Annotated in this window: 23 protein-coding genes; 13 read left to right on the forward strand and 10 right to left on the reverse strand. The window is 71.4% G+C overall.

What is annotated here, in order from left to right; genetic code table 11:
- Positions 1 to 174 precede the first annotated feature (174 nt).
- Complete coding sequence (dgcN, locus tag J7U37_RS13755) at positions 175 to 1,206, forward strand: N-acetyltransferase DgcN (protein ID WP_056486463.1); 1,032 nt, start codon at positions 175 to 177, stop codon at positions 1,204 to 1,206.
- Positions 1,203 to 2,189, forward strand: a complete 987-nt coding sequence (gene dgcA / locus J7U37_RS13760) for an N-acetyl-D-Glu racemase DgcA (RefSeq protein WP_247636072.1) — start codon at positions 1,203 to 1,205, stop codon at positions 2,187 to 2,189. The genes dgcN and dgcA overlap by 4 nt, the downstream gene beginning before the upstream one ends.
- Positions 2,190 to 2,193: 4 nt before the next feature.
- Here the strand turns inward: dgcA and J7U37_RS25130 are convergent, their stop codons facing one another.
- Genes J7U37_RS25130 through J7U37_RS13770 form a run of 3 tightly spaced genes read right to left on the reverse strand, consistent with a single transcriptional unit; the run spans position 2,194 to position 3,721 of the window.
- Positions 2,194 to 2,328, reverse strand: a complete 135-nt coding sequence (locus J7U37_RS25130; protein ID WP_274533567.1) for a hypothetical protein — start codon at positions 2,326 to 2,328, stop codon at positions 2,194 to 2,196.
- The gene (cydB, locus tag J7U37_RS13765; protein WP_247636073.1) at positions 2,325 to 3,365 is read right to left on the reverse strand and encodes a cytochrome d ubiquinol oxidase subunit II; all 1,041 of its coding nucleotides are present in this window, start codon (positions 3,363 to 3,365) and stop codon (positions 2,325 to 2,327) included. The genes J7U37_RS25130 and cydB overlap by 4 nt, the downstream gene beginning before the upstream one ends.
- A gap of 38 nt (positions 3,366 to 3,403) precedes the next feature.
- A complete protein-coding gene (locus J7U37_RS13770) occupies positions 3,404 to 3,721 on the reverse strand; it encodes a hypothetical protein (RefSeq protein ID WP_056188630.1) in 318 nt (105 codons plus the stop codon).
- A 333-nt stretch (positions 3,722 to 4,054) separates the two neighbouring features.
- Here J7U37_RS13770 and J7U37_RS13775 point away from each other — a divergent pair, with 333 nt between their 5' ends.
- The 3 genes from J7U37_RS13775 to J7U37_RS13785 all read left to right on the forward strand — a co-directional run bounded on the left by J7U37_RS13775 (position 4,055) and on the right by J7U37_RS13785 (position 7,185).
- Positions 4,055 to 6,022 carry a PAS domain-containing sensor histidine kinase gene (locus J7U37_RS13775; RefSeq protein WP_247636074.1) on the forward strand — a complete coding sequence of 656 codons (1,968 nt, stop codon included), beginning with the start codon at positions 4,055 to 4,057 and terminating at the stop codon, positions 6,020 to 6,022.
- 91 nt (positions 6,023 to 6,113) lie between these two features.
- On the forward strand, positions 6,114 to 6,812 hold the full coding sequence (locus tag J7U37_RS13780) for a peptidoglycan-binding domain-containing protein (protein WP_247636075.1): 699 nt from the start codon (positions 6,114 to 6,116) through the stop codon (positions 6,810 to 6,812).
- A gap of 31 nt (positions 6,813 to 6,843) precedes the next feature.
- Entirely contained in the window at positions 6,844 to 7,185 is a 342-nt protein-coding gene (locus J7U37_RS13785; RefSeq protein ID WP_056188623.1) for a DUF1491 family protein, read from the forward strand.
- Between the two features lie 37 nt (positions 7,186 to 7,222).
- Here J7U37_RS13785 and J7U37_RS13790 read toward each other — a convergent pair whose 3' ends face one another.
- The 4 genes from J7U37_RS13790 to J7U37_RS13810 form a co-directional block, all read right to left on the reverse strand.
- The gene (locus J7U37_RS13790; protein WP_247636076.1) at positions 7,223 to 8,347 is read right to left on the reverse strand and encodes a DUF2336 domain-containing protein; all 1,125 of its coding nucleotides are present in this window, start codon (positions 8,345 to 8,347) and stop codon (positions 7,223 to 7,225) included.
- 295 nt (positions 8,348 to 8,642) lie between these two features.
- The gene (locus J7U37_RS13795) at positions 8,643 to 10,277 is read right to left on the reverse strand and encodes a heme biosynthesis HemY N-terminal domain-containing protein (protein ID WP_247636077.1); all 1,635 of its coding nucleotides are present in this window, start codon (positions 10,275 to 10,277) and stop codon (positions 8,643 to 8,645) included.
- Positions 10,278 to 10,403: 126 nt separating this feature from the next.
- Positions 10,404 to 12,545 carry a hypothetical protein gene (locus J7U37_RS13800; protein ID WP_282103838.1) on the reverse strand — a complete coding sequence of 714 codons (2,142 nt, stop codon included), beginning with the start codon at positions 12,543 to 12,545 and terminating at the stop codon, positions 10,404 to 10,406.
- A 135-nt stretch (positions 12,546 to 12,680) separates the two neighbouring features.
- Positions 12,681 to 13,406: a uroporphyrinogen-III synthase gene (locus J7U37_RS13810; RefSeq protein WP_247636079.1), complete on the reverse strand. Its 726-nt coding sequence runs from the start codon at positions 13,404 to 13,406 to the stop codon at positions 12,681 to 12,683.
- A 216-nt stretch (positions 13,407 to 13,622) separates the two neighbouring features.
- Between J7U37_RS13810 and tsaD the strand changes: the two genes are divergently transcribed.
- From tsaD to J7U37_RS13835, 5 genes are all read left to right on the forward strand, one after another.
- Positions 13,623 to 14,666, forward strand: a complete 1,044-nt coding sequence (gene tsaD / locus J7U37_RS13815) for a tRNA (adenosine(37)-N6)-threonylcarbamoyltransferase complex transferase subunit TsaD (RefSeq protein WP_056188606.1) — start codon at positions 13,623 to 13,625, stop codon at positions 14,664 to 14,666.
- The gene (locus tag J7U37_RS13820; protein WP_247636080.1) at positions 14,659 to 15,552 is read left to right on the forward strand and encodes a GNAT family N-acetyltransferase; all 894 of its coding nucleotides are present in this window, start codon (positions 14,659 to 14,661) and stop codon (positions 15,550 to 15,552) included. The genes tsaD and J7U37_RS13820 overlap by 8 nt, the downstream gene beginning before the upstream one ends.
- A 13-nt stretch (positions 15,553 to 15,565) precedes the next feature.
- Positions 15,566 to 16,597, forward strand: coding sequence for an NAD(P)H-dependent glycerol-3-phosphate dehydrogenase (locus J7U37_RS13825; RefSeq protein WP_247636081.1), 1,032 nt, complete (start codon positions 15,566 to 15,568; stop codon positions 16,595 to 16,597).
- Positions 16,594 to 17,073: an opioid growth factor receptor-related protein gene (locus J7U37_RS13830; RefSeq protein WP_056188600.1), complete on the forward strand. Its 480-nt coding sequence runs from the start codon at positions 16,594 to 16,596 to the stop codon at positions 17,071 to 17,073. Before J7U37_RS13825 ends, J7U37_RS13830 begins: the two co-directional genes overlap by 4 nt.
- A gap of 77 nt (positions 17,074 to 17,150) precedes the next feature.
- A complete protein-coding gene (locus J7U37_RS13835; RefSeq protein ID WP_056188596.1) occupies positions 17,151 to 17,567 on the forward strand; it encodes an EVE domain-containing protein in 417 nt (138 codons plus the stop codon).
- Positions 17,568 to 17,588: 21 nt separating this feature from the next.
- Here the strand turns inward: J7U37_RS13835 and J7U37_RS13840 are convergent, their stop codons facing one another.
- Both J7U37_RS13840 and J7U37_RS13845 read right to left on the reverse strand, forming a co-directional pair.
- Positions 17,589 to 18,248, reverse strand: a complete 660-nt coding sequence (locus tag J7U37_RS13840; protein WP_056486500.1) for a response regulator transcription factor — start codon at positions 18,246 to 18,248, stop codon at positions 17,589 to 17,591.
- The gene (locus tag J7U37_RS13845; protein WP_247636082.1) at positions 18,245 to 19,729 is read right to left on the reverse strand and encodes an ATP-binding protein; all 1,485 of its coding nucleotides are present in this window, start codon (positions 19,727 to 19,729) and stop codon (positions 18,245 to 18,247) included. Before J7U37_RS13845 ends, J7U37_RS13840 begins: the two co-directional genes overlap by 4 nt.
- 85 nt (positions 19,730 to 19,814) lie before the next feature.
- Here J7U37_RS13845 and J7U37_RS13850 point away from each other — a divergent pair, with 85 nt between their 5' ends.
- Both J7U37_RS13850 and J7U37_RS13855 read left to right on the forward strand, forming a co-directional pair.
- Positions 19,815 to 20,729 carry a hypothetical protein gene (locus J7U37_RS13850; RefSeq protein WP_247636083.1) on the forward strand — a complete coding sequence of 305 codons (915 nt, stop codon included), beginning with the start codon at positions 19,815 to 19,817 and terminating at the stop codon, positions 20,727 to 20,729.
- Positions 20,730 to 20,966: 237 nt separating this feature from the next.
- Complete coding sequence (locus J7U37_RS13855; protein ID WP_247636084.1) at positions 20,967 to 21,902, forward strand: hypothetical protein; 936 nt, start codon at positions 20,967 to 20,969, stop codon at positions 21,900 to 21,902.
- A gap of 184 nt (positions 21,903 to 22,086) precedes the next feature.
- On the opposite strand, the gene J7U37_RS13860 is transcribed toward J7U37_RS13855, so the two are convergent.
- Entirely contained in the window at positions 22,087 to 23,808 is a 1,722-nt protein-coding gene (locus J7U37_RS13860; protein ID WP_247636085.1) for a DEAD/DEAH box helicase, read from the reverse strand.
- A gap of 419 nt (positions 23,809 to 24,227) precedes the next feature.
- Here J7U37_RS13860 and J7U37_RS13865 point away from each other — a divergent pair, with 419 nt between their 5' ends.
- Positions 24,228 to 25,334, forward strand: a complete 1,107-nt coding sequence (locus tag J7U37_RS13865) for an NAD(P)/FAD-dependent oxidoreductase (RefSeq protein WP_247636086.1) — start codon at positions 24,228 to 24,230, stop codon at positions 25,332 to 25,334.
- Positions 25,335 to 25,338: the final 4 nt, after the last annotated feature.

The following is a 25,338-nucleotide window of genomic DNA, read 5'->3' on the forward strand; positions in this document are numbered from 1 at the left end:
CCTTGCTCCGCGGTTTCTTGTCCGTCTCTCGTGCGGGACGACCACACCCGACATCGCGCCGCCCCGCAAGTGCGTTCTGCCGGCCAGCATTGCGGCGCGTACGATTTGGCAGCGCCGTGTTCATCGCGCATAGACAGGCCCCGAGGCCCCCATCCTCGGACGGTGAGTGACGCGATGCAGATCGAAACGCCCTACCTGATGTTCCTCGGCGACGTGCCCGATCGGCTCGCCGCCAAGACCGCCTACGGCATCAAGGATTGGCGCCCCGAATGGTGCGTCGGTCAGCTCCGCCTGCCGGGCTGCGCCGCCGATCTCGGGATTCCCGATCTCACCCTGGCGGAAGCGGTGGCGCAGGGCTGCCGCACGATGGTCATCGGGGTCGCCAATGCGGGCGGCGTCCTGCCGGAGCATTGGATCGCCGAGGTGGTGGCGGCGCTGAACGCCGGTCTCGACATCGCCAGCGGGCTGCATGCGCGCCTCGGCGCGGTGCCGGCCATCGCCGAGGCCGCCGAGCGCAACGGCCGCCAGTTGCACGACGTCCGCCACACCGCGGAGACCTTCGCCACCGGCAAGGGCACGAAGCGGCCCGGCCGCCGCCTGCTCAGCGTCGGCACCGACTGCTCGGTGGGCAAGAAGTACACCGTGCTCGCCCTGGAGCGCGGTATGCGCGAGCGCGGGCTCGATGCGGATTTCCGTGCCACCGGCCAGACCGGCGTCTTCATCTCCGGGCGCGGCGTCGCCATCGACGCGGTGGTGGCCGACTTCATCTCCGGTGCCGTCGAGTGGATCGCCCCCGCCGCCGCGCCGGACCATTGGGACCTGCTCGAAGGACAGGGCTCGCTGTTCCACCCGTCCTTCGCCGGCGTCAGCCTCGGGCTGCTGCATGGAGCCCAGGCCGATGCCTTCGTGGTCTGCCACGAGCCGACCCGCACGACCATGCGCGGCGTCCAGCATCCGCTTCCCACCATCCGTCAGGTCATCGACCTGACGGTGCAACTCGGCAGCCTGACCAATCCGGACATCCGCCCGGTCGGCATCGCGGTGAACACCCAGGACCTGGAGGAGGGGGCGGCCCGCGCGCTGCTGGTCGACCTCGCCCGCGAGCACGATCTGCCCGCCACCGATCCGGTGCGCTTTGGCGTCGAGGCCATCGTCGACCGGATCGTCGCCGAATTTCCCCCCGCCATCACGGGGGCAAGCGCGTGACCCGGCGCCTCGACGTCGCGGTCGAGCGCTTCCCGATCGCGGGAGCCTTCACCATCGCGCGGGGCAGCCGCACCGAGGCGGTGGTGGTGCTGGCCACGATCACCGACCCGGAGGGCCGCATCGGGCGCGGCGAGTGCGTGCCCTATGCCCGTTACGGCGAGACCGTCGAGAGCGTCACCGCGCTGATCCGGGATCAGGCCGAGGCGATCGCCGCCGGAGCGACCCGGGCCGACCTTCTGCTTCGCATGACGGCGGGAGCGGCGCGGAACGCCCTCGATTGCGCCCTGTTTGACCTGGAGGCGAAGCAGCTCGGGCGGCCCGCCTTCGAGATCGCCGGCCTGTCGGCGCCGGCGGTCGCCACCACGGCCTATACCCTGAGCCTCGGAGATCCCGAGAGCATGGAGGAGGCCGCCCGCAAGGCCGCGCACCGGCCGTTGCTCAAGGTGAAGCTCGGCGGCGTCGGCGACCCGGAGCGCATCGCCGCCGTTCGGCGCGGAGCGCCGGATTCCCGTCTCATCGTCGATGCCAACGAGGCCTGGCGTGCGGAGACGATCGAAGCCAACCTGGCAGCCTGCGTCGCGGCCGGCGTCGGCCTCATCGAGCAGCCGCTGCCGGCGGGCGAGGATGCGCTTCTCGCCGATCTCGCCCGGCCGATCCCCATCTGCGCCGACGAGAGCCTGCACGACCGGGCCGGCCTCGACGCTCTGAGCCGGCGCTACGACGCCATCAACATCAAGCTCGACAAGGCCGGCGGTCTCACCGAGGCGGTGATGCTGGCGCACGAGGCGCGGGCGCGCGGCTTCTCGCTGATGATCGGCTGCATGGTCGGCACCTCGCTGGCGATGGCGCCCGCCATGCTGCTCGCCCACCATGCCGATTATGTCGACCTCGACGGCCCGCTGCTCCTGGCACGGGACCGGGAGCCGGGTCTGCGCTTCGACGGCAGCCTGATCCACCCGCCCGAACCCGCGCTGTGGGGCTGAAATCTCAGCCCTTCACGATGAAGCGCAGGGCGTAGACCAAAGCCGTGAAACTCACCAGGCTGAAGGCATAGAAGGCGACGAACCAGAGCAGCCGCTTGCCCGTCATCCGGGTCTTGGGCAGGGGCGCCGGATCGCTCAATGCCCGTAGCCTCCGATATCCTCGGCCACCTTTCCCCGGAAGACCCAGTAGGCGTAGCCCGTATAGGCAAGGGTCAGCGGCATCACCACGGAATACCCCACGAGGGCGAATTGCAGGGCGCTGACCGCGTTGGCGGCCTGCCAGATCGTGAAGTGCGGCGGCACGATGTAGGGGAACAGGCTGATCGCGAGGCCGAGGAAGCCGAGCAGGAACAGCACGATCGTCAGGAGGAATGGCGCCACGTCGCGCCCGCTGCGGATGCCCCGGAAGATGCCCCAGGCGACCAGGGCGGTCACCACCGGCACCGGTGCCACGTAGAGGATGTTCGGCCACGAGATCCAGCGCCACTGAATGTCGAGGCCGAGGAACGGCACCCAGGCGCTCACCACCGCCATCGACACGATGGTGGCGGCCAGGAACTGCAGGCTCTTGCGCCGGGCCCAGATCTCCAGTTCCCCGGAGGTCTTCATCACGCACCAGGTCGCCCCGAGCAGGCCGTAGCCGCAGACGAGGCCGATGCCGGTGAGCACGCTGAAGGGAGTCAGCCAGTCCATGGTGCCGCCGGCGAAGCCGCGACCCTCGACCTTGAAGCCCTGGACGAAGGCCCCGAGCACCATGCCCTGCGCGAAGGTGGCCACCAGGGAGCCGTAATGGAAGGCGTTGTCCCAGACGAACTGCGAGCGATCGGCCTTGAACCGGAACTCGAAGGCGACGCCGCGGAAGATCAGCGCGATCAGCATCAGGATGATCGGGATGTACAGCGCCGGCAACAGGATCGCGTAGGCGACGCTGAAGACCGCGAACAGGCCGCCGCCGCCCAGCACCAGCCAGGTCTCGTTGCCATCCCAGATCGGGGCGACGGAGAGCATCATCCGGTCGCGCCAATTGCCCTTCCGTGCCGCCGTGAACAGGATGCCGACCCCGAGGTCGAACCCGTCGATCACCACGTACATCGCCACCGCGACCGCCAGGAGGCCGGCCCAGACGAGAGGCAGCCAGAACGCGGCACCCTCGTAGTCCATTCCGAAGCCGAACATCGTCTAGCCCCCTGTCGCCTCTCGCAACATGTACCGCATCAGCGGCCCAGCCGTTCCCCGCTTTCGCCGAGCCTAGCGCGATCGGCGTGGGATTGCGCGCCGCGCCACGGGACTTTTCGATCGATCTCCGCCAGCGTGTCCCGGGATGCCGGCAGCGGCGAGGCCGCCATCCGGGCGATCTCGGCCGCGCCCTCCCGAAGCGCCGTCTCGCGAAGCGCGTCCGGCAGGGCGCCCCAGACCGCAGCCGCGGCGAGAGCCGGGTCCGGCGCGATCGGGCGACCCATCTCGGCGGAGCGCTGCAGCGCCAGCCACGACAGCACGCCGATGACCAGGCCGGCGCGGATGAGGAACGACATGGGTCCGGCCCGGGGGCGCACCGGCAGGGAGCCGGGCAGGCGCGCCCGAACACTCCGCGCTCACCGGTAAACACCCCCTGACGCCAGCGGGGTCGTTCGTCGAAATGGTAAACGCAAGCTTATCCAGGCATCGTTACGGCTATCTCAGCCTAGTGACCCGAAAACGACTATCGCACCGACCGATGATGGTTACGACCCGGAAAGCATGACGAGACAATAGGGCCGTCCTGCGCAAGACTCGCTTAAGTCGCGTCTGCGAGGTTCGGGTCAGTCGAGTTTTCGTCGAGCCAAGGGGCGTCGGAGTGGCCGGTCAGGTCCGTCTCCGCGCTGTGCGTGTCGGTATTGCGTATCTACAGTGCCCTGGCGTCCCTCATTGATATCCGCCTCGCCGGACTCGTCCACGAGTCGGTGAGCGAGGAGAGCGGTGTCCGTTTCCGGCACGAGCGCTTTCTCGTGTCTCGTCTGGCCACCGGCCTGATGATGATGCTCTGCCTGCCGCCCTATCTCGTCCTGCGCGGCGTCCCGACCGGCATCGAGGCGCTGGCGATCGCGGGCCTGCTGCTGCCGATCTTCGCCGCGGTGCTGCTGTCGCGGACCGGAAGCCTGTGGCTCGCCCATGGGATCTCGTCGGCCGGTCTCACCGGCGTCGTGGTCTGCCTCGCCATGATGACGGGCGGCGCGGAATCGGCCGCCGCGATCTGGCTGGTGGCGATCCCCCTCGAGGCAGTGGTGTCGGGCTCGCGCCGGGCTACCCGGGCGGCCGCCATCGTGGCCGCCCTCGGTGCCCTCGCGGTGGCGCTGCTGCCGCCGCTCGCCGAGGGAACGCCGCTGCCGGAATGGTCGCGCGCCCTGGCCATGCCGGTCTTCGCCATCACGGCCATCGGCCACATCGCCGCCCAGGCCCTCGAACATTTCCGCCATGAGGGCCGCTGGCTCGCCCGGCTGCGCGACAACGAGCGGCGCGACCGGATGCTGCTCTCGGCGATCGACGACCTGGTGACCTGGCACGACGAGAACGGCCGCGTGCTCGAAGCCAGCGCCTCGGCCACCCGGTTCGTCGGTGCCGAGCCGACGCTGCTGCACGGCCACGGCCTGCTGGAGCGGGTCCATGTCGGCGACCGTCCCCTGCTGCTCCAGGCGCTCAGCGATGTCGCCGCCCACGGCCGCCCCGCCACCGTCCAGTTTCGCCTGCACCTCGACGCCGCCGCGATCCGCCCGGACGGTTATCGGCCGGACAGCCAGCGCGACGGCGCCCCGCGGGTGATCTTCGCCGAGATGCGCATCCACCGCATCGAGGGCCCGGCGACCGGCGTCAGCATTCCGGGACGGCTGCAGTCCAGCGTCGTCGCGGTGACCCGCGACGTGACCGAGCATCGCCGACACTCCGAGGAACTGGAGCAGGCGCGGGCCGAGGCCGAGCGCGCCGACGAGGTGAAGAGCCGCTTCCTCGCCAATGTCAGCCACGAACTGCGCACCCCGCTGAATGCGATCATCGGATTCTCCGAGGTCCTGGCGGGGGAGGGCGGCCTCGCGACCGATCCCGAGCGGACGCGCGAATATGCCGGCATCATCCGCAATTCGGGCCAGCACCTTCTCGAAGTGGTCAACACCCTCCTGGACATGTCCCGGATCCAGAGCGGCCACTTCGACTACGCGCCGGATACGCTCGATATGCGCGCCCTGGTCGAGGCCTGCTGCGATCTCATGCAGCTCAAGTTCGATCAGGCCGGTGTGATCCTGGTGCGCGATGTCGGTCCCGCGCCGGTGGAGATCACCGCCGACCTGCGCGCCTGCCGGCAGATGTTCATCAATCTGCTGTCGAACGCGCTGAAGTTCACCCCGCGCGGCGGGCGCGTGGAAGTCGGCTTGCGCTGGTCCGGCCAGAACCTGGACCTGATCGTGGCCGATACCGGGATTGGCATCAGCGCGGCCGATCTGCCGCGCGTGGGCAGCCCGTTCTATCAATGCGCCGGCGGCTATGAGCGCACCCACGAGGGCACCGGCCTCGGCCTCTCGGTGGTTCAGGGTCTCGTCGGCCTGCACGGCGGCGCCATCACTCTGGAGAGCACCCGCGGGGAGGGGACCACCTTCACCGTCACCCTGCCGCGCGCCTGCCGGGTCGCCGGCGGCAGCATCCCGACCGCGGCGATCCGGGCTCGTCCGCGCCCGCCGATGGTCGGCGGCAGCCTCGTGGCGGCCGCAGGGGCCGGGCCGGTACCGAAGCGCCGGACCATGGGGTTGTTCGAATCGAGCCCGGAGCCGGTGCGCGAGAGCTACGTCCCCCTGCGGCGGGCCGGATGAGCCGCCGCCCGGATCCCCGTCACGCCGAATGTGTCGGGCATCGCGCCATGCGGTGCCCGTATCCCGTTGCGATCCAGACCGAGGAGCCATGATGCGCGAGCCGCAAGCACGCCGCGACCAGCGAGAGATCGTCGTCCCGTCCCGGAGCCGCGAACCCCGGGCCGCCGGTCATCGGCGCCCGGCGGCCCGGGCTTCGGGCCGCTTCACGGCCTTCGGCGCCCTGGCCGCCGGTGCCGGCCGCGCCTTCCTGCGCCATCCGGGAGAAGTCGTCGGGGTCGTCGTCGTGCTCGGCGCCGTGTCGATGATCTGCCTGAATGCCCTCGGCTACCAGATGGGCCGGCACCCGGCGCCGATCTTCCCGAAGGTCGCCGCCAAGCCGGCCTTGTCCCGCGTGGCCGAGGCACCGAAGCCGGCGGTCCCGGCCGTGAAGCCGCCGGTAACGGCCTCCGAGGTCGCGCGCCCGGAGACGGTTCGGGCCGAGCCCGTGAAGGCGGAGGCGGCGCCCCGGACCCCGCGCGACGGCATCGGCGATCTCATCAAGGCCGGCGAGCCCGCGGGCGCCGAGACCACCGCCTCGGTGGCGAGCCTCGGCGGCCTGTCGATCGCCCAGGCCCAGCGCGCCCTGGTCAAGCTCGGATACGGTCCCCTGAAGGCGGACGGGCTGATGGGGGCGAGCACCCGCGCGGCCCTCGAGCGGTTCGAACGGGACCGCAAGCTGCCGGTCAAGGGCGAGCCGTCCCAGCGGACGTTCCGCGAACTCGCGACCCGCGCCGGCGTGACCCGGGGCTGATCCGCCGGAAGGGCGTGCTATAGCCTCCGCCATGGCACGCCTGCGATCGGATTTCTGGGTCTCCGCCCATCTGCGCCGTCTCGGCATCGAGGGCATCGCCGCCGTCCAGCGCCGGCGCGGCTCGGCCGAGGCCGGAGCCATCTTCGTGAAGGTCGATCGCCTCGACGGCCGCGCCGATCTCTACGGCCCGGCCCCGCAATCCCTGGTCGATACGGAGGCGGATGGCGACCGGCGCTTCGTGTCGCTCCTGCAGGAGGCCATGCCGGCGGACGTGGAAGTCCGCCTCGGCAAGGAGCTGCGCTTCGACGACGATCTCTGGATCATCGAGATCGACGACCGCGCGGGCCGCCACTGCCTCGATCTCGCGGAATAGCCGGCGCTGCCTTCGTGCGGACCGGGCGGCCTCCCAATCAGCTCGACTGGCGCAGCCGGGTCGGCAGAAGGGTGCGCAGGGGCGGTCGCTCGGACGCGACCTGCTGCTGGCGCAGGCGCGGTGCGTCGGGGGCTGCGTAGGGCTGATGCGCCGTCGCGGCGGCGCGTTCCTGCGGCGTCCAGTCGAGGATCGCCGCCAGGACGTCGCGCGCGGCGGCGCGGGGCAGGGTCCGGAACAGCTTGACCAGATTGAACACGCGGTCGACCGAGCTGGCGACGGTCTCGTTCAGGGTCAGGTAGATGTACACCGCCTCCTCCTCGTGGAGGCCGGCCGCGCGCAGGGCCACCGTCAGCAATTCATAGCGCAGTGACGGGTCGGGGGTGGCGGTAAGAAAGCCCTTGGGCAGTCCGAGCAGCTGGGTGATCGCCCCGATGAAGCCTGAAATGTCGCCGCGGGCCGAGAGCTCGGTGAGCACCGTACCCGCCTCGCGGGGTGCGGGCGGGAGCGGCCTCAGGGCTGCCGTGGCCATCATGGCGTGCCCGATCGCCTCGCGACGGGACTCGTCGGCGTAGAGGAACAGCGGGGCGACATCGGCATGCGCCAGGTCGCGCCGGGCCAGGAATACCCGGGCGAGATCGGGCCTGCGCCGGGCGCGCCCGACGAGGCGGGCCAGCATCTCGCTCGGCAGGTTCGCGGCCGGGTTCTGGGCCAGCGCCTTGTCGATGGCGGGATCGTCGCGGGCGATCAGTTCGGCGAGGGTGGCGCGGCTGAGATCGTGCCGGCTTGCGATGGCGGCGCCAATTTCGGCGCCGTCGCTCAGGGCCGCGTCGATCATGGGCTGGATCAGGATGGGGGCGCCGGCGATGACGGCGTCCCGGGCGCCGCCGCCCCGGGCGATCAAGGCCGCCAGCAGGGCGGGCGGGGTGTCGGGAAACGGCGCGAGCTTGCGGGCGACCGCCTCGGCGGTCTCATCGTCCACGATCGGGATCAGGCCGCCTGCCAGGGAGGTGAACGACGACATCGTCTTCCGGTCGCGAACCGACGCGGACAGAAAGAGGTCCGTCTGGACACGAAGGATGACGGGCTTCAGATCGAGGTTGTCGAGACGCGACAATTCGATCAGGCCGGAGAGGTCCGGCGCATCGTCGAAAGATGGGGACATGGCACTTCGGTTACGCAGAACTCGCTGATCCCGAGGATTAGCGGAATTGCGTGAACCGACCTTTAAGCACGGCGCCCCGGGAGCGTCCCTGCTTGCGCCATCCTGCTCAGGTCATCCTTGCTTGTGCTTTCGTCGATCGGGCCATGCGATTGGGCCATGTAATTGGGCCATGCGATCGGACCATGATCGCCAAGAAGCCCGACCGCGGGGCCGGGCTTCTGAAACCAGGCTCGGAGTGCCGGGCCGCCGAGGTTGATCCGGCCCGCCGGGGCTTGTGCGGCCCGCCGGGGCTTGGCTATCCGGCCCGCCGGGGCTTGGTGGTGTCGCTCTGCGATTTCGGCGAAGGGAAAACGACCGGGGTCGCCGTGTTTCCGACGATCGGACCGGAATCCGGCTTTGCCGCGGCTGCCGCCATGCCGGCGGCCACGGGTGCCGTGCCGTTGGGGGCACTCGACGGGAACAGCACCGTCGCGGTTCGAATCTCGGTCGACGTTTCGGACTTCGGCACCGGCGTTGTGGCCGGGGACGGCGTGGACGGAGCCGGGATGGTCCCGGGTGCGGAAAGCCTGCCCTCCGTCATGGCTGGGTCCGCCTTGGGCGCGGATTCGCCGTTCGCATCGCCCTGTGCCTCTTCGGGACCGGCGAGGAGTTCGGTCGGCGTCTTCCACACGAATGCGTCCAGGCGGCCGCTGACCGGCGAGACGGGAGCCCAGGTCTCGGAGGCGATACCGTCGGCGATCCACAGCGGGTCGCGCGGTGCGTGGGCGGCGCGCGACAGCCACTCGCGGGCGCGGCCCGAGCCGCTGCCGTGCTCGGCTTCCTCGATGCGCGCCATGGTCAGGCAGGTGCGTACGGTCGGACGGTCGGCCAGGAGCGGCGCCAGGGCATCGCGGGCCTGTCCGAATTCGCGAGCCTCGTAAGCCGCTTGCGCCATGGCGAGACGGGCTTCCGGGTGCCAGGAGGAGATCTTGGCCAGGGTTTCTGCCCGGGCCATGCGGTCGCGCACGGAATCGCCGGTGCGCAGGTTGAGGTAGGTCTTGGCGAGGTCCGGGTGCGGGCCGGTGCGCCAGGTCGCCTCGAGGATCTTGGCCGCTTTGCGCAGGTCGCCCCGTCGCACCATCAGGCGCGCCGCGAGAACCGAGGCCGGAACGAGATCCGGTGCGAGCTTGACCGCCTTCAGGACCCGCTCGGTGGCTGCTTCCGGCTCGCCCGCCTCGCGCTCCTGCGCGGCGGCGGTGAGCAGCACCGCGCGCTGGCGCCGGGCGGTGGTCTTGTCGATGAGGCCGAGGGAAGCGCGACGCTCAACCGTCTCGTTGGCGCCGCTCCAGTCGCCGTCGGCGCATTGCGCCTCGAGAACGGCCTCGTTGGCCCAGGTGACGCTGGGGGCGAGGCGGGCGGCCTCGGTCGCATAGGCGCGGGCGGAGGCATCGTCCTCGCGACGGCGTGCCTCGACGAAAAGGCCGCGCAGGCCGAGCACCCGTGTCTCCGGATCGTTGACCATGCGCTGGAAGGCCTGCTCGGCCGCCTCGCGATCGCCCGAGATCTGAGCGGCCTGCGCCTTCAGCAGCAGGGTCAGCGGCTCGGCGCCCAGCAGGCGCTCGGCATCGCTGGCGTGCCGGCGGGCGGCCAGCGGATCGCCCGACCCGACCGCCACCATGCCACGCGACAGGGCCGAGAAGCCCTTCGCCCGGCGCCGGTCGCGCGAGCCGCGCACCAGGGTCTCCGGCAGGGTGATGAACCCGCGCACGATGGCCCAGATGAAGCCGATCACGATGGCGGCGATCAGGACGCCGATCAGCCCGATGGCGAGGCTGGTGGCCACCTCGTAGCCGTTCCACACGATGGTGACGGTGCCGGGATGGTCGGCGACCCAGGTCGCGCCGTAGGCGGCAACCGCGAGAAGGGCCAGGAAGGCGAGGGCGCGCCACATGAGATCAGAAGCTCCTGGGAGGGGCGTCGGCCGATCCGGCGACACCGAGAGTCGGGGGCGGGAGCGCGTGGCGCTCCCGCGCGAAATGGGTGAGGCCGCCGGTACGATGGGTCGGCGGCCGCCGGATCAACGGGACGCGCCGGTGGCCGGCAGGCCCTTGAAGGCGTCGGCAAGCAACCCCTGAGCCGCATCCGCAGCGGCAGCCCGCGACGTCAGCTTGGTGCCGAAGTCGCCCGCTGCCGCCCGGTCGGCCTCGGGGAGGGCCGCGAAGGCGGCGGCCGCCTCCTTGATCGCGCCGCGATCGAGGGCGTCCTGGACCTTCGGAGTCTCGTCCGCCGCGGCCGCGTTGGCTCCGCCGCCGGTGGCCGGTGCATCGACCCGGCGCACCTGCACGATCGACTCGGCCATGCTCATCAGCTTGGTGCCGATGTCGCCGCTCTCGGCCACGGCCTTGCTCTGGGCCGCCCGGCGTTGCGCCGCGATCTTCTCGGCGATCGGCCGGAATTCGGCCGCCAGGGTCCGGGCCGTCGGCGCGCCCTTGTCGGCGAAGACCGCCACGGCGGTCAGGCGGGCCGGGTCGCCCGGCTCGAGTCCACGCAGGGCCGCCAGCGCATCCGCGTAGGGCGCACCGGTGTTGAGGGCGGTGGCGATCCGGTCGGCCGAGACGACCCGGAGAGCCGCCTGCAGGGTCGCGGTCTCAGCCCGCTCCGAGACCGCCTTGTCGAGCCCGGCAATCTTTTCGGATTGGGCCTGGAGTTGACGCTCCACGGCCTTCGCCGCCTCGGTCGCCTGGGTCTTGGCGGCGTCGGCCACTTTCTCGCTGGCCTGGGTCGCGGTCTGGACCGCTTCCGTCGCGGCCTGGACCCGCGCTTCGAGGGATTGCTGGAGCGCCGTCACCTTCTGGCTCAGGGCCTGCGCGGCCTCGGCATTGGCCTTGGTCTTGGCCTCGACGTCGCCCTGGAGCGCGGCGAGCTTGGGGGCGAGATCGGGGGTCACGACCGGCTTCGGCGCGGCGTCGACCTTGCCCTCGATCGCCTTCAGGCGCTGCTCGAGGGCGCCGATCTGCGGTGCCACGGCGGGCACAGCCGCCATCCGCGTCTCGCCGACTTGGTCCCGCCCGGGCTCCTCCTGGAGAGCCGAGACGCGCTGGTCGAGGGCATCGAGACGGGCCGTCAGCTCGGCGGGTACGGCGGCCGGAGCCGCCGAACCCTCGGCGGGTGCGGTTGTCCCGCCCTGGGCCGCGTTGGCCTTCTCCAGGGCCTGACGCGCCGTCGACAACGCCTCGGGCACTGCCTTCAGGGCGGTCTCGTTGGCGGCCACGCGCTTGTCGAGGCCGGTGATGGCGTCCTTGGGCGCCAGGGCGGCCACGCGCTGGTCGAGGGCGTTCAGCCGCGCGTCATCGCCAGCGGGCAGCAGGCCGCTGTGGGCGACACCGAACAGGAGACCGGCGCCGACGACACCGCCGAGCAGGCCGGCGGTGGCCAGCGATCCGAAGCCCGGACCGCGCGCGGCAGCCGGCGCCGCCGCGGGGGGCGCGGGCGTGATGCGCGGCGTGGTGGAACCGGCCGGCTTCGGCGCCTCGCCCTTCGAGGGCTCAGTTTTCCAGGCGTCCGACTTTCCGGCGTCCGGCTTCCCGGCGTCCGGCTTCCCGGCGTCCGATTTGCCCGCCGCCGGCGCGGATTTCGGATCGCCCGGCTTCGCTCCGGCGGCCTGGGCACTCGATGCGGCACCGGCCATCCCGGCCGCGACCGTGGCGGCTGCGGCAGGCTTCGCCGGCGGCGCCGGGTCGGGGAGGCGCTTGGCCTTCAGGTCGATGATCGGCCCGTCGGTTATGGACGAACCGGGACGCCCGCCGGGCGGCGTCGAGCCGAATGCGCCGGACTTCGGCGCCTCGGGCTTGGCCGTGTCCGGCTTACCGGTGTCCGATTTACCGGCCTCCGGCTTCAGGATCTCGGCCTTGGCCGCTTCGGTCTTCACGGCGTCGGTCTTGGTGCCTTCCCCAACGCTCTCCCGGGCGGCCTCCGTCTTCGGAGCCTCACCCTTGGGGGCATCCATCTTCGCCGGGTCGGACTTTGGCGGCTCGGACTTCAGCGGCTCGGACTTCAGCGGCTCGGATTTGACGGGGCCGCCGGCGGGCATGTCGGGCTTGGCCGACGCCTCGCCCTTCGGCGGCACGGGCTGGCCCGGCGTCGACGGCTTGGCGGGCTCGGGCGGCCGGTTGCCGGTGGGAGATCCCGGACGGTTGGCGTCGCTGTTGGGTGGTTTCACGGTTCAAGGCTCCCTTCCCGTCTCCCGCCGCCCGGCCACGCCCCGTTCGGCGCATCCGGCGCCCGGTGGGTCGTGGCTGGCGGCGCAGCTTGTTGCGCTCGTCCTAGCATCAGGGCCGCCGCCGGAGCGAGGCCCTTATCGGAATCCTGTTGGCCCGGAGGCCGGCAGACCCGCGAGGAGCGCGTCCTCGTCGGGTCGATCGGCTACGAAATGAACCGTGATCCCGGCCGACGCCAGGGGCACGGCCACGTCTGCCGACAAGCAGTAATGCATCAGAGCTGCGAAGGCTCCGCCGAGGCCGGCCGCCGTAGCGAGATCGTGCGCCGCCTGCGCACTGCGCCGCGAATAGTGAAGCACGGCGTCGAGCGCGTCCGCGCCGAGCGCCTCTGCCACGGCCCCCGGCAGCGCCGCCGCGATCCGTGCGGCATAAAGTTCGCGCACCGCGAGCCGGTAGCCTGTGGCGATCAGGGAGGCCGCCGGCTCGGCCTTGCGCTCGGCGCCCGCCGCGTGAAGCAGGGTGGCACCCGGCTCCAGCACGGACCGGACCAGTTCGGCGAGGGTGCGCGCATCGCCCGCCGCCACCCGGACATCGCGGAATCCCGCCTGCCTCGCCAGCGCCCCGGTCCGCGCGCCCACCGCGAAGGTCGGGACCGCGCGCAGCCTGTCCCGGTCTGGCCCGGCGAGGGCCTGCACCGCGTTGGCGCTGGTGAGAATCAACCCGGCGAACGCGCCCTCGGGCAGCTGCGCCCCGGTCGGCGCCACGGCCAGGACCGGCGCCACCAGGGGGCGATGCCCGAGCCCAGCGAGACGGTCGCCCGTCCGCGTCGCTCCCGGTTCCGGCCGCGCCACCCAGATCCGCATCCCGCCTCGCGTGTCTCGAAAACCCGGATGCATCCAATGCCGGTCCGGCGCCGGGAGGCAACCCATCGTTGCCGCGACGGGAGGCGGGCGTTAGGGTACGGGCGACCGGACGGGCCGGCGCGACCACCTTCGGCGCGCGGTCCGGTGCCTCGCTGTCCCCTCTTGCCCGCATCCCCACCCGATTCCCGCCCGCGAAACGGAAACGACCCGCCGTCCATGATCGTCCTCGGCATCGAAACCACCTGCGACGAGACCGCGACCGCCGTGGTCATGCCCGGAGAGGGCGGCCGCGGGCGCATCCTGTCCAACGAGGTCCTGAGCCAGATCGCCGAACACGCGGCCTATGGCGGCGTGGTGCCCGAGATCGCGGCCCGCGCCCATGTGGAGGTGCTCGACCGGCTCATCGAACGGGCGCTCGGCAGCGCCGGGATGAGGCTGTCCCAGGTCGACGGCATCGCGGTGGCGGCCGGCCCCGGCCTGATCGGCGGCGTCCTGATCGGCCTCGTCACGGCCAAGACCTTGTCGCTTGTCGCGCGCAAGCCTCTGATCGCGGTCAACCACCTCGAAGCGCACGCGCTCACGGCCCGGCTCACCGACGGCATCGGCTTCCCCTATCTCCTGCTCCTCGCGTCGGGCGGCCACACCCAGCTCGTGGCGGTGAAGGGGGTCGGCGATTACGTCCGCCTCGGCACCACCATCGACGACGCCATCGGTGAGGCGTTCGACAAGGTCGCCAAGCTGCTGGGCCTCGGCTATCCGGGCGGCCCCGAGGTGGAACGGCTGGCCGAGACCGGCGATCCGGAGCGCTTCGCCCTGCCGCGCCCGATGATGGGGCGGCGCGAGGCCAATTTCTCCCTGTCCGGCCTGAAGACCGCCCTGCGGATCGAGGCCGAGAAGCTGGCCCCGCTCTCCTCTGTCGACGTGGCCGATCTCTGCGCCAGCTTCCAGGCGGCGGTGGTCGATGTGGTGGTCGACCGCCTGCGGGTGGCGATGCGCGACTTCGCCTCGGTGGCCGGCCATCCGACCGCCCTGGTGGCGGCGGGCGGTGTCGCCGCCAACGGGGCGATCCGCCGGGCGCTCACCACCCAGGCCGGCGAGGCCGGCCTCGCCTTCGTGGCGCCGCCCCTGGCCCTGTGCGGCGACAACGGCGCCATGATCGCCTGGGCGGGCATCGAGCGCCTGCGCCTCGGCATGGTCGACGACCTGACCGCGCCCGCTCGCGCCCGCTGGCCCTTCGCGGAGCCCAAGGCGGTTGCCTGAGGCCGAACGGGCGCGCTGGCGCGACCTCGTCGAGCGGCGCCTGCCCGAGGCCGTGCGGCCCGGCTGGCCGGTACGCGCCGATCACTGCTTCGCCCGCATCCTGCTCGACAACACCTGCGGCGCACCCTGGCGCGAGAGCGTCAAGGCTCCCGCCTGGGCCAACCTGTCGGGCGACCAGCTCGGTGCCGCCATCGATCTCGGCGAGGCGGTGCTGGCGGGCCGGGCGGATCTCGGCTGGCTGAACCGACGCTCGCTGGCCCTGCGGGACAAGCTGCGGGCGCCTGGGCCGGACACGCCGACGATCGCGCCGCCGCCGGAACAGCTTCGCGACGGAGGCCTCGTTCTGCGCCGCTGGCAGGCGGGCGACGAATCCCGCCTCGCGGCCCTCAACGCCGATCCCGAGGTGATGCGCCATTTCCCGGCGCTCAAGGATGCAGCCGCCAGCGCGGCCGAACTGCGCTCGTTCGAGCGTCGGTTCCGCGTCGACGGGTTCGGTCCCTGGGCCGTCACGATCACGGGGGGCGCCTGCATCGGACTTGTCGGCGGCGCCCGGCTGATGCGGCCGATGCCGTTTCCCGGCGGCGATCGGCCCGGCGAGACCGTCGAGATCGGTTGGCGCCTCGTGCGCTCGGCCTGGGGCCAGGGCGTCGCGACCCGGGCGGCCCGGCTCGCCCTCGGCGATCTGTTCGGCCGCTGCGGCCTGTCCGACATCGTGGCTTTCACGGCCGAGGGGAACGTCGCCTCGCGGCGGGTCATGGAACGCCTCGGCATGCGGCCAGCGGGCGGCTTCGCGCACCCGGCCCTGCCCGAGGGGCATCCGCTCCGGGCGCATCGCCTGTATCGTCTGTCGGCGGTGGTCGGCGAAACGCCGGACCCGGGTGCTTGAAGAGGTTTTGCGCATGAGCGGGCTCGACACGGCGACCCACCGCGACTCCGGCCCCGGCCCTGACGTCGGCGTCGTGGGCGGCGGCGCCTGGGGCACCGCCCTGGCCAACGCGGCGGCGGCGGCGGGCCATTCCGTCACCCTATGGCTGCGCGACGCCGCCATGGCGGCGCGGCTGGAGCAGGCTCGGGAGAACGCGCGCTACCTGCCCGGCGTACCCCTGCACCGGCGCATCGTCGCCACATCCGATGCCGGCGCCCTGGGGGCAGCCCGAACCGTCCTGATGGTCACGCCGGCCCAGACCCTGCGCGGCGTGCTCACCGAACTCGGCGCGGCCTTCGCGCCGGGGGCCGCGATCGTGCTCTGCGCCAAGGGCATCGAGCGCGGCAGCGACGCCTTCATGAGCGAGGTGGCGGTGGAGGTGCTCGGCGTCTCGGCGCCGGTGGCGGTGCTGTCCGGCCCGAGCTTCGCCGCCGATGTCGCCCGCAACCTGCCCACGGCCGTGACCCTGGCGGCCTCGGATTCGCGCTTGGCGGCCCGCCTGGCCGGCACGCTCTCGGGGCCGACGCTGCGGGTCTATCACACCGACGACGTGCGCGGCGTCGAGATCGGCGGGGCGGGCAAGAACGTGCTCGCCATCGCCTCCGGCATCGTCGCCGGGCGCGGTCTCGGCGACAGTGCCCGCGCCGCCCTCATCGCCCGGGCCTTCGCCGAACTCATGCGCTTCGCCCGCGCCTATGGCGGCCGGCCCGAGACCCTGATGGGCCTGTCCGGCCTCGGCGATCTGGTCCTGACCGCCTCGTCGCCGCAATCGCGCAACTTCGCCTTCGGCGAGCGCCTCGGCGCCGGCGCCTCGCCCGAGTCGGCCTCCGGCGGCAAGCTCGCCGAGGGCGCCTTCACCGCCGCCGCCCTGGTCGATCTCGCCCGTAAGCGCAGCATCGAGATGCCCGTGGCCGAAGCCGTGGCGGCCATCGTTTCCGGCGGGGCCAGCGTGGACGGCGTCATCGCCGCCCTGCTGGCGCGGCCTTTGCGGGGAGAAGCCGAATGAGCCAGTACCCGATCCTGGCCTTCCTGGCCGGCACCGGCCGGGATGACCCCGGCAGAGACGGTGCCGGACGCACCCTGCGCGACATCCTGGCCTTCGACGACGCCCATATCGAGGGTGTGCACGATTACATCCAGTGGTGCTTCCCCCTGCACGAGGCGAGCCTGGCGGTGCCCGGCGCGCCGGTGCTGAGCCGGGCCGAGGCGGAGGCAATCCGAAACGATCCGGCGGCCCTGTCGGGCCTGCGCGCCGCCCTCGGGCGGATGACGCGGTTCTATGCCGAGACGGAGGGCTGGCTGCGCAGCCACGACCACAACCATCTGCGCATCACCCGCATTCTCTCGGCGGTGTCCGACCTTCTCGGTCCCGAGGCGGCGGCCGAGTTCCACGCCTTCGTCAACGCCCGCAACGCCGGGGCCGGCGCGCCGGTCAACGGGCCGAGCCTGCGCTACTGGGACAACGCCTTGCGCCGGGCCTGACGGCCACGCTGGTAAAGCGGGCGGGCCTGACGGCCACGCTTGTCTCGTGTATGGAGCCGGCGTCTCCGGAGAAGCGCATGGCCTATTGGCTCTACAAGTCCGAGCCCTCGACCTGGTCCTGGGATCAGCAGGTCGCGGCGGGGGCCACCGGCACCCACTGGAACGGCGTGCGCAACCACGTCGCCAAGAAACACCTGATGGCCATGGAGGTCGGCGAGCGCGGCTTCTTCTACCACTCGAACGAGGGCAAGGCGGTGGTCGGCATCGTGGAGGTGATCCGGCCCTACTACCCAGATGATTCTGACGAGACCGGCCGGTTCGGCATGGTCGACCTGCGCGCCGTCGAGGCCCTGCCACGAGCCGTGACCCTGGAGGCGATCAAGGCCGAGCCGCGGCTCGCCGCCATGGTGCTCGCCAACAATTCGCGCCTCTCGGTCCAGCCCGTCACCGAGGCGGAATGGGCGATCGTGCGGGAGATGGGCGGCCTCGGCTGAGCGTCCGGGGGGACGCGGCCCTCAGCCCTGGCGCTGCGCCTGCGTCACCGCCACGTGGATCAGCTCCGCCAGCGTGCGCAGACCGAGCTTCTGGCGCATCAGCGAGCAGGCGTTGGTGATGGTCTTGTAGCTCACCGACAGGTCGCTCGCGATGGCGCCATACGACTTGCCCTGGGCGAGGCGTTGCAGGATCTGCAATTCGCGCGGCGTCAGCTGGGTCTCGGGCGTGCGCTTCGGGTCGGTGCGCAGCATCGCCACTTCGGTGGCGAGGCGCGGGTCGAGGTAGGGCCGTCCGGATCGGACCCGCTGGAACGCCTCGAACAGCTCGCCCGAGGCGTGGTCCTTCAGCACGTAGCCGAGGGCGCCGGCTTCGAGCGCACGCGAGACGATCACCGGATCGTTGTGCATGCTGAAAACGAGGATGCGGACCGCCCGGTTGGCGTTGCGCATCCGCCGGATTAGTTCGAGCCCGGCAAGGCCGCTGCCCTGGAACGTCAGGTCACAGATCACCGTGGTGGGACGCAGGCGCAGGAAGCTGCGATAGGCCGCGACCACGCTGGTGGCCTCGATGATCCGTTCGATCCCCGCATCCTCGAGCACCCGGCGGCAGCCCTGGAGCACGATCGGGTGATCGTCGATGACGAGGGTCGGAGCCTCGGCGGTGGTGGCGATCGCGTTCATGCGCTGGGAATCGGACTCGGGTCGACGTCCCGCTCATCATCGAGCGGAATCATGATCCGCACAACTGCGCCGGGCTGGTCATTGTCAAGCCTGAACGTGCCCCCGAGGGCTTCCACCCGCTCTCGCATCCCCGAAAGACCGAGGCCGAGGCTGTGGTCGGCCGGGATGCCGGTGCCGTCGTCATGCACCGTCAGGCGCAGGACCCGGCCGGCCGGCGCCGCCTCGTCGCGAACCTGCACGGTGACGTTCCGGGCCCCACCGTGCCGCACGGCGTTGGTCATGCTCTCCTGCATGCAGCGGAATACGGTCAGGTCGGTCACGTCGCCGTAGCCGCGCGCCAGGCCCTCGAAGCTCCCGGCAAACCGGGTCCCGGTGTGGCGGCGCCGGAAATCGCGTAGCAGCAGGTCGAGGCATTCGGTCAGCGGCACCTGCCCGAGGGCGTGCGGCCGCAGCCGGTTGAGGAGTTCGCGGTTCCGGGTCTGGACCTGACCGACGATGCTGGCGATGTCCTGGGCGCGCTGCTTCAGCCGCCCCCGGTCCGGTGGGGCCTCGGCCTCGGCCATGCGGACCACGGAGGCGGCGGTCGCCTCCAGGGCGAAGAGACAGGGGCCGAACTCGTCATGCAGTTCCAGCGCGGTGCGGCGGCGCTCGTCGTCCTGCGCCGACAGCAGCTGGCGGTTGAGCCGCCCGTTGGCGGCCCGCGTCTCCGCCAGCGCCTGGGCCACCCGGTTGAACCGGGTGGCGATGGCGGCGAGTTCGCGCGAGGCCGGCGGCTCCATCCGCACGGTGTAATCCTGCTGTTCGAGCTGGATCAGCCCCTCGGCGAGGTCGGTCAGCGGCGCCAGCACGCGGCCGAAGGCGACCGTGAGGGCGGCGAGCAGCCCCAGGCTGAGGCACAGGCTGGCGAGCGAGAGGGACAGGGCATAGACCCAGACCTCGTCGATCTCGTCGTGCGGCTGGGTGGTGATGCGCGCGGTGCCGATGCGCTGGCCCTGGACCACGATCGGCAGGTCGTGCTCGCGAATCGGCGGGGCAATCAGGGCGGCGAACCAGGCCGGCGCGGCGTGCTGTTCGTGCCGGACCCGGCCGAGGCCGCCGGTGACGACCTTGCCGACGGCGTCGAGCACCGTGACCCGGACGTGGCGCAGGTCGTGGATGCGCAGGTTCAGGGTCTGGAGGATGCCGGCCGGCGGCCCCGCCTGGGCGAGATCGATGGTATCCGACACCAGAAGCTCGACATTCGTCATCGCGGCCTGCATCTCGACCTCGACGGCGGAGCGGGCGTTGACGACGATCACCGCGCAGGACACCAGGGCGGCCAGGACATCGATCGCCAGCACCAGCACGATCATCCGGGTCCGTGTCGGCCAGGAGGCCCAGAACGGACGGCGGCCCTCGTCCGCCGACGCTGCGGGCGATGCGGCGTTGCGGTGGGTCAGGCCCCATCGGGACCGGGGCGCGGAGGCGGCGTCGTGAGGCATGGAAACCGGGGTTCGACCGTCGGACGGGTGGCGCGGAGCCGCCCCGCCCTGTGTAGCCGACCCGGAGCGCGATGGCATGGGGCCGATGCCGATGTCTGAACGGCCCGATCTTGACGGGGTCGCCGAACTCGTCACGGGCGCGCTGGCCGATCCCACGGCGACCTGGACCCTGGGCGGGTTCGGGGCGCTGGCCCGCTTCAGCCGCACCGGCGACGAAGCCGCGACCCCGCTCGCATCCGGACGCCTCGGCCTCGTCACCCCGCGGGGCGGTATCGCCCTCGACCCGGCCGGAGCGATCCCGGTCGCCTATGAGACGGCCTTCGCCGGGGGCTGGAGCCATGCCGTCGCCTTGTGCCGGCCGGCGACGCTCCATCCCTGGCCGGGGTCCCGCCCGATCGCCGAGGCGGGTCGCGATCCGGATGCACTCCGGCCCGAAAATCTTGGGGACAACTGGTTCGACCTCGGCCTCGACCTCCCCCAGGGGCGACTCCGCCTGCGCTCGGCCGATCCGGAAGCGCTCAAAACCCTCCGCGCCGCGGTCGGCCGCAACCTTCGTGACGATCCCGAATTCTGGCGTGACCTCGACGCGATCCCGATGGTCGACCACGTGGTGATTACGCCCCTCGGCCGCATCGAAATCTTCGGCGGGTCGGCCAGCGCGTCCGACGGACCGCGCGTCTTTCTCGTGCCGAAGATGCTCGCCCTCGGGCGAACGCACCCCGCCACGGCCACGATCCCGGCCGGCCTGCTGCCGGTCGCTCTCCTGGTGCCGCCCCATCCCTGCGCCTCGCCGGAGCGGGCCTTCGATCCCGCTCGCCACGCGGCTTTCCAGGCGATCCTGGCCCGCTGGGGCGCGCCCGATCTCGTCGCCCTGAAGGCGCAGCTCGCCGCCGGCGAGGCTCCGGCGACCGGCACCACCAATCGCATCACCCGGAACATCGCCCGGGTGGTACGGCTCCAGGCCGAGGCGATGACGATTCGGCACGGGACCAAATTCTGATCTGAGAAGTTCTGGGTCGATACGCGTCGTTAAACCTCTTCAGGTTATTCAGATTCGCGACGTGTCCCGTCCTATCCTCTGCAAGGCGGAGGCTCAGGACATCTTCATGCCCCATTGCGCGGTCTTCTTCGTTGCACGCCGGTGCCGTTCGTCTGCGGTCGCCGCGCGGATCGCGTCGCGTGATCGACCGGCCACGGTCAACACCTATGTTCCCCAGCGTGCGAGATGTCTGAGACCATGATGTCCGTGACGATCGACCCTTCCGAGACCCGGCGCCCCGCGAGTCCGGCGCCACGCCCATCCCACGTGAACCTCCGCATCGTGCTTCTGTCGAGCCTCGGCATCCTCGGTCTGGCGGGTTTCGGGGTGCTGGCCTTCACCACCCTTGGCGATCTCGCCGGCCCCCAATTCACCCGCCCATCGCTCGCGAAGATCTCCGCCGCTTCACCGGTGACCAAGCACTCCGCCTCCGAATGGCCGGACCTGCGCGACGGCGTTCCGGCACTGGCCCCGTCCCAGCCAAAAGCCGCCGCACCGGCCCCGACCCTCGCCGTCGCGGCGCCCGCGAAGGTCGAGCGTCTTCCGGCCGCAGCGACGCCTCCCGTGGTTCAGGCCGCCGTCAAGCCGCCGGAGCCGCCGTCCTTGCCGGCCTCGGCGCCCGTGGTTCAGGCCGTCGAGGTCAAGATCCCCGAGAAGCGGTTGGAAGTCGCCGCCACACAGAAGCCGGTCCGTCTACCGCCGATCGAGAACGCTGCGGTGCTGCCGCCGGCTCGTCCGGCCTCGCTGATTCCAGCGACGCGCACGGCCGCGGTCATCGCGCCGCTTTCCACGGAGACGACCCGGTCACGGGCGACGAACGGCATCTTCACCGCGCTTCCGCCCGAGCGTGAGACGACCCGGCGCAAGCCCGTCGCCACCGCGGCCGCACCCCATGCCAAGCCTGCCGCTGCCAAGCCCGCCGCTGCCAAGCCCGCCGCTGCCAAGCCCGCCGCCGCGAAGGTGGCGTCGGCCTCCGCGCCCGAGGCAATGCCTGCCAGTGCGGCCGCCGAGGAGCCGGTGCAGACGGAACTCTTCGGCCTGAAGGTGCCGTCCCTGGCCCCGGCCGGACGAAAAATCGCCGAGGGCGTCGAGGCGCTCGGGAACGCCGTGAAGAGCCTGCCCGATCACTTCTAAGGGCGATCGCCCGGATCTTGCTCTCACCGGGCGACTGATCTGGTCCCGGTCAGGACCGATGAGAACCCCGATCGAGTCAGCCGCCAAGCACCCACAGGGCGCCCATTTCGTATCGTACGAAGCCCTCGGCCCGGCATGCCTGATCGTCACCGGACGAGGCGCCCAATGGGCGCCTCCTGCCGGTTCAGCGAGGCGCGCGGCTGGTCCGCGGCTTCTTGGCGATCTCGCGCTCGTGGCGGGCGCCGCGCGGGCTCTTGAAGGACTTCGTCGCCTTCTCCTCGCGATCGGGCTCGCCGCCTTCGAGCAGCGGCTCCACCTGAATCTCGGGCGAACCGTTCTTGGCGAAGGTCTGTGCGAAGCGCGAGGCGGCACCGCCCCGGACCTCGAACTTGGTCTCACGGTCGAAAATCCGGATCGCTCCGATTTCCTGGCGGCCGATATTGCCGCGCCGGGTCAGCATCGGCAGGAGCCGGCGCGGATCGGCATTGTCGCGGCGGCCGAGATTGAGCCGGAACCAGACCGATGGTCCCTCGGCATCGATTCGCGCCGTATCGGCGGGATCGTAGACGGGCCGAGTCTTGCGCTCGGGGCCGGCGCCCGGATCGGTGACATCCTCGGGGGCCGGCAGGCGCGAGCGATAGATCCGCGCCAGGGCGGCGGCGAGCTCCTGAGGCGTACGCTGGCCCATCAGGGTCTCGGCCATCGCCAGATCTTCCTCGGCCGGAGCCTCGGTAAAGATCGGATCCTGCCACATGCGTTCGCCGTCGAGCCGGCGGATCTCGTCGGCGGTGGGCGGACCGGCCCACTCGAACGAGACCTTGGCGATCATCAGCATCTGCTCGGCCCGGCGCCGCTTCGAGGCCGGGATCAGCAGGAGGCTGGTGCCCTTGCGGCCGGCACGCCCGGTGCGACCCGAGCGGTGCTGCAGCACCTCCGCATCGTGCGGCAGGTCGGCATGGATCACCAGGCTGACGGTGGGGAGATCGATGCCGCGCGCGGCGACGTCGGTCGCCACGCACACCTTGGCTCGGCCGTCGCGCAGGGCCTGAAGAGCGGCGTTGCGCTCGCCCTGGCCGAGTTCGCCCGAAAGCGCCACGGCTGAAAAGCCGCGTTCGGTGAGCACCGCCTGGAGATGGCGCACCGCGTTGCGCGTGTTGCAGAAGATGATCGCGGTCGGCGCATCCATGAAACGCAGGGTGTTGACCACCACATGCTCCAGCTCGCGCGGCACGACGCGGATGGCCTTGTAAGTGATATCCGAGTGACCGCGCTCCTGACCCTTTACGGCGATGCGCAGGGCGTCGTTCTGGTAGCGCTCGGCGAGCGTCGCGATGGCTTTCGGCAGGGTCGCGGAGAACAGCAGCGTGCGCCGCTCCTTTGGGGTCACCGATAGGATAAATTCGAGGTCGTCGCGAAAGCCGAGGTCGAGCATCTCGTCGGCCTCGTCGAGGACGACGGCGCGCAGATCCTGGGTCGCGAGGTTGCGCCGCTCCAGGTGGTCGCGCAGGCGTCCCGGGGTGCCGACGACGATGTGGGCGCCGTCGTTGAGCTGGCGGCTCTCGCGACGCGGGTCCATGCCGCCGACGCAGGAGATGACGCGGGCGCCGGTCTCGGCATAGAGCCAGCTGAGCTCGCGCTCGACCTGAATGGCGAGCTCGCGGGTCGGCGCGATGACCAGGGCAAGGGGAGCACCGGCCGGGCCGAAGCGCTCGGCCCCGTCAAGCAGAGTCTCGGCGAAAGCGAGGCCGTATGCCACGGTCTTGCCGGAGCCGGTCTGGGCCGAGACGAGAAGGTCTCGTCCCTGGGCTGCCGCCTCGATGACGGCGCTCTGCACGGGCGTCGGGTCTTCGTAGTCGCGCGCGGTCAGCGCTCGGGCGAGCGGGGCCGGCAGGGTGGGAAAGGGCACTGTGACGGAAGCCTTAGGGGGCAAGCAGGCGAAACACGCGCCGGGGAGGGCTCGCGACAGGGCGCGATCGTCTCCGAGCCGACGGGATTCCGACCTCGAACGGTTACGGATGGTTCGCCTTGTAGCGGGAACTGGGTCGCAGCGCCATGACCGTGCGTGCATGCCCGATGCCGGCTCCGCGCGCGTCGGCGCCCGAGCAGTCGCGCGCCTCCGTGCTCGGCAGTTGCCCGGTGATCATCGATCGCGATGACCCGAGGGTAAATGGCCCGAGGGTATCTTGTGCGGAGCGGATCGATCGGGCACCTGATAGCCGGTACGGACGATGGGTCGAGGGCCAGCGTTCCGCGCCCTGTCCCTGGCGTCGACATCGTTCTGGTGGACGTCTCCCCCGTCGATCTTCGCTTCATCGGCTGGCCGTGATGGAAATCCTTGTCGTCGGTGCCGGTATCGTAGGACTGGCCGTGGCCCGGGCTCTGGCGATCCGCGGCCATGCCGTGGTCGTGGCCGAGTCCGAGGCGTCGATCGGCACTGGCATCTCGGCCCGGAATTCCGAGGTGATCCACGGTGGGATGTACTATCCTCCCGGCTCGCTGCGGGCGCGCCACTGCGTGGCCGGGGCGGCGATGCTCATGGCCTTCTGCGATAGTCACGGCGTGCCCTATCGGCGTTGCGGCAAGCTCATCGTCGCCACCGACGAGTCGGAGCGAGCGGCCATCGCCACGATCCGCGACCGCGGTGATGCCAACGGCGTTCCCGGTCTGGCACTGATCGACGGCGCCGAAGCCCGCGTCCTCGAACCGAATCTCGCCTGCGTCGCCGGCCTGCACGCGCCGGGCACCGGCATCGTCGACAGCCATGCCCTGATGCTGGCCCTGCAGGGTGACCTGGAGGATGCCGGCGGGGCCGTCGCCTTCAACAGCCCTGCGACTCGAATTCTCCGGATTCCCGAAGGCTGGCGTGTGACCGTCGCCGGCGAGGATCTGGTGTTCGACGCGGTGATCAACGCGGCCGGACTTGGCGCCCAGGCACTTGCCCAGCGGATCGAGGGCTATCCCAAGGTGCAGATCCCCCGTCAGGTTCTGGCGAAGGGCAGCTATTTCGGCTGCACCGGGCGACCGGCCTTCTCGCGCCTGATCTACCCGGCGCCCGTCGAGGGCGGCCTCGGCATCCACCTGACGCTCGATCTGGCCGGGCGCATGCGCTTCGGCCCCGACGTGGAATGGGTCGACCGCCTCGATTATGGGGTCGATCCCGCCCGCGCCGAGGCGTTCGCGCAGGCGATCCGACGCTACTGGCCGGGTCTTCCCGATGGGGTGCTGACGCCGGATTACGCGGGCATCCGCCCCAAACTGACCGGACCCGGTGAGCCGGCCGCCGATTTCCGTATCGACGGCCCGGCCGACCACGGATTTTCCGGCTTGGTCCATCTCTTCGGCATCGAGAGTCCGGGCCTGACCTCAAGCCTCTCCCTCGCGGAGGACGTGGCCGACCGTCTCCTCGGCGCCGAAAGCCGCGATCCCGTCTGAGGAC

Origin of the sequence: Methylobacterium sp. 37f (assembly GCF_023093475.1) — a bacterium.
Classification (GTDB): Bacteria; Pseudomonadota; Alphaproteobacteria; order Rhizobiales; family Beijerinckiaceae; genus Methylobacterium.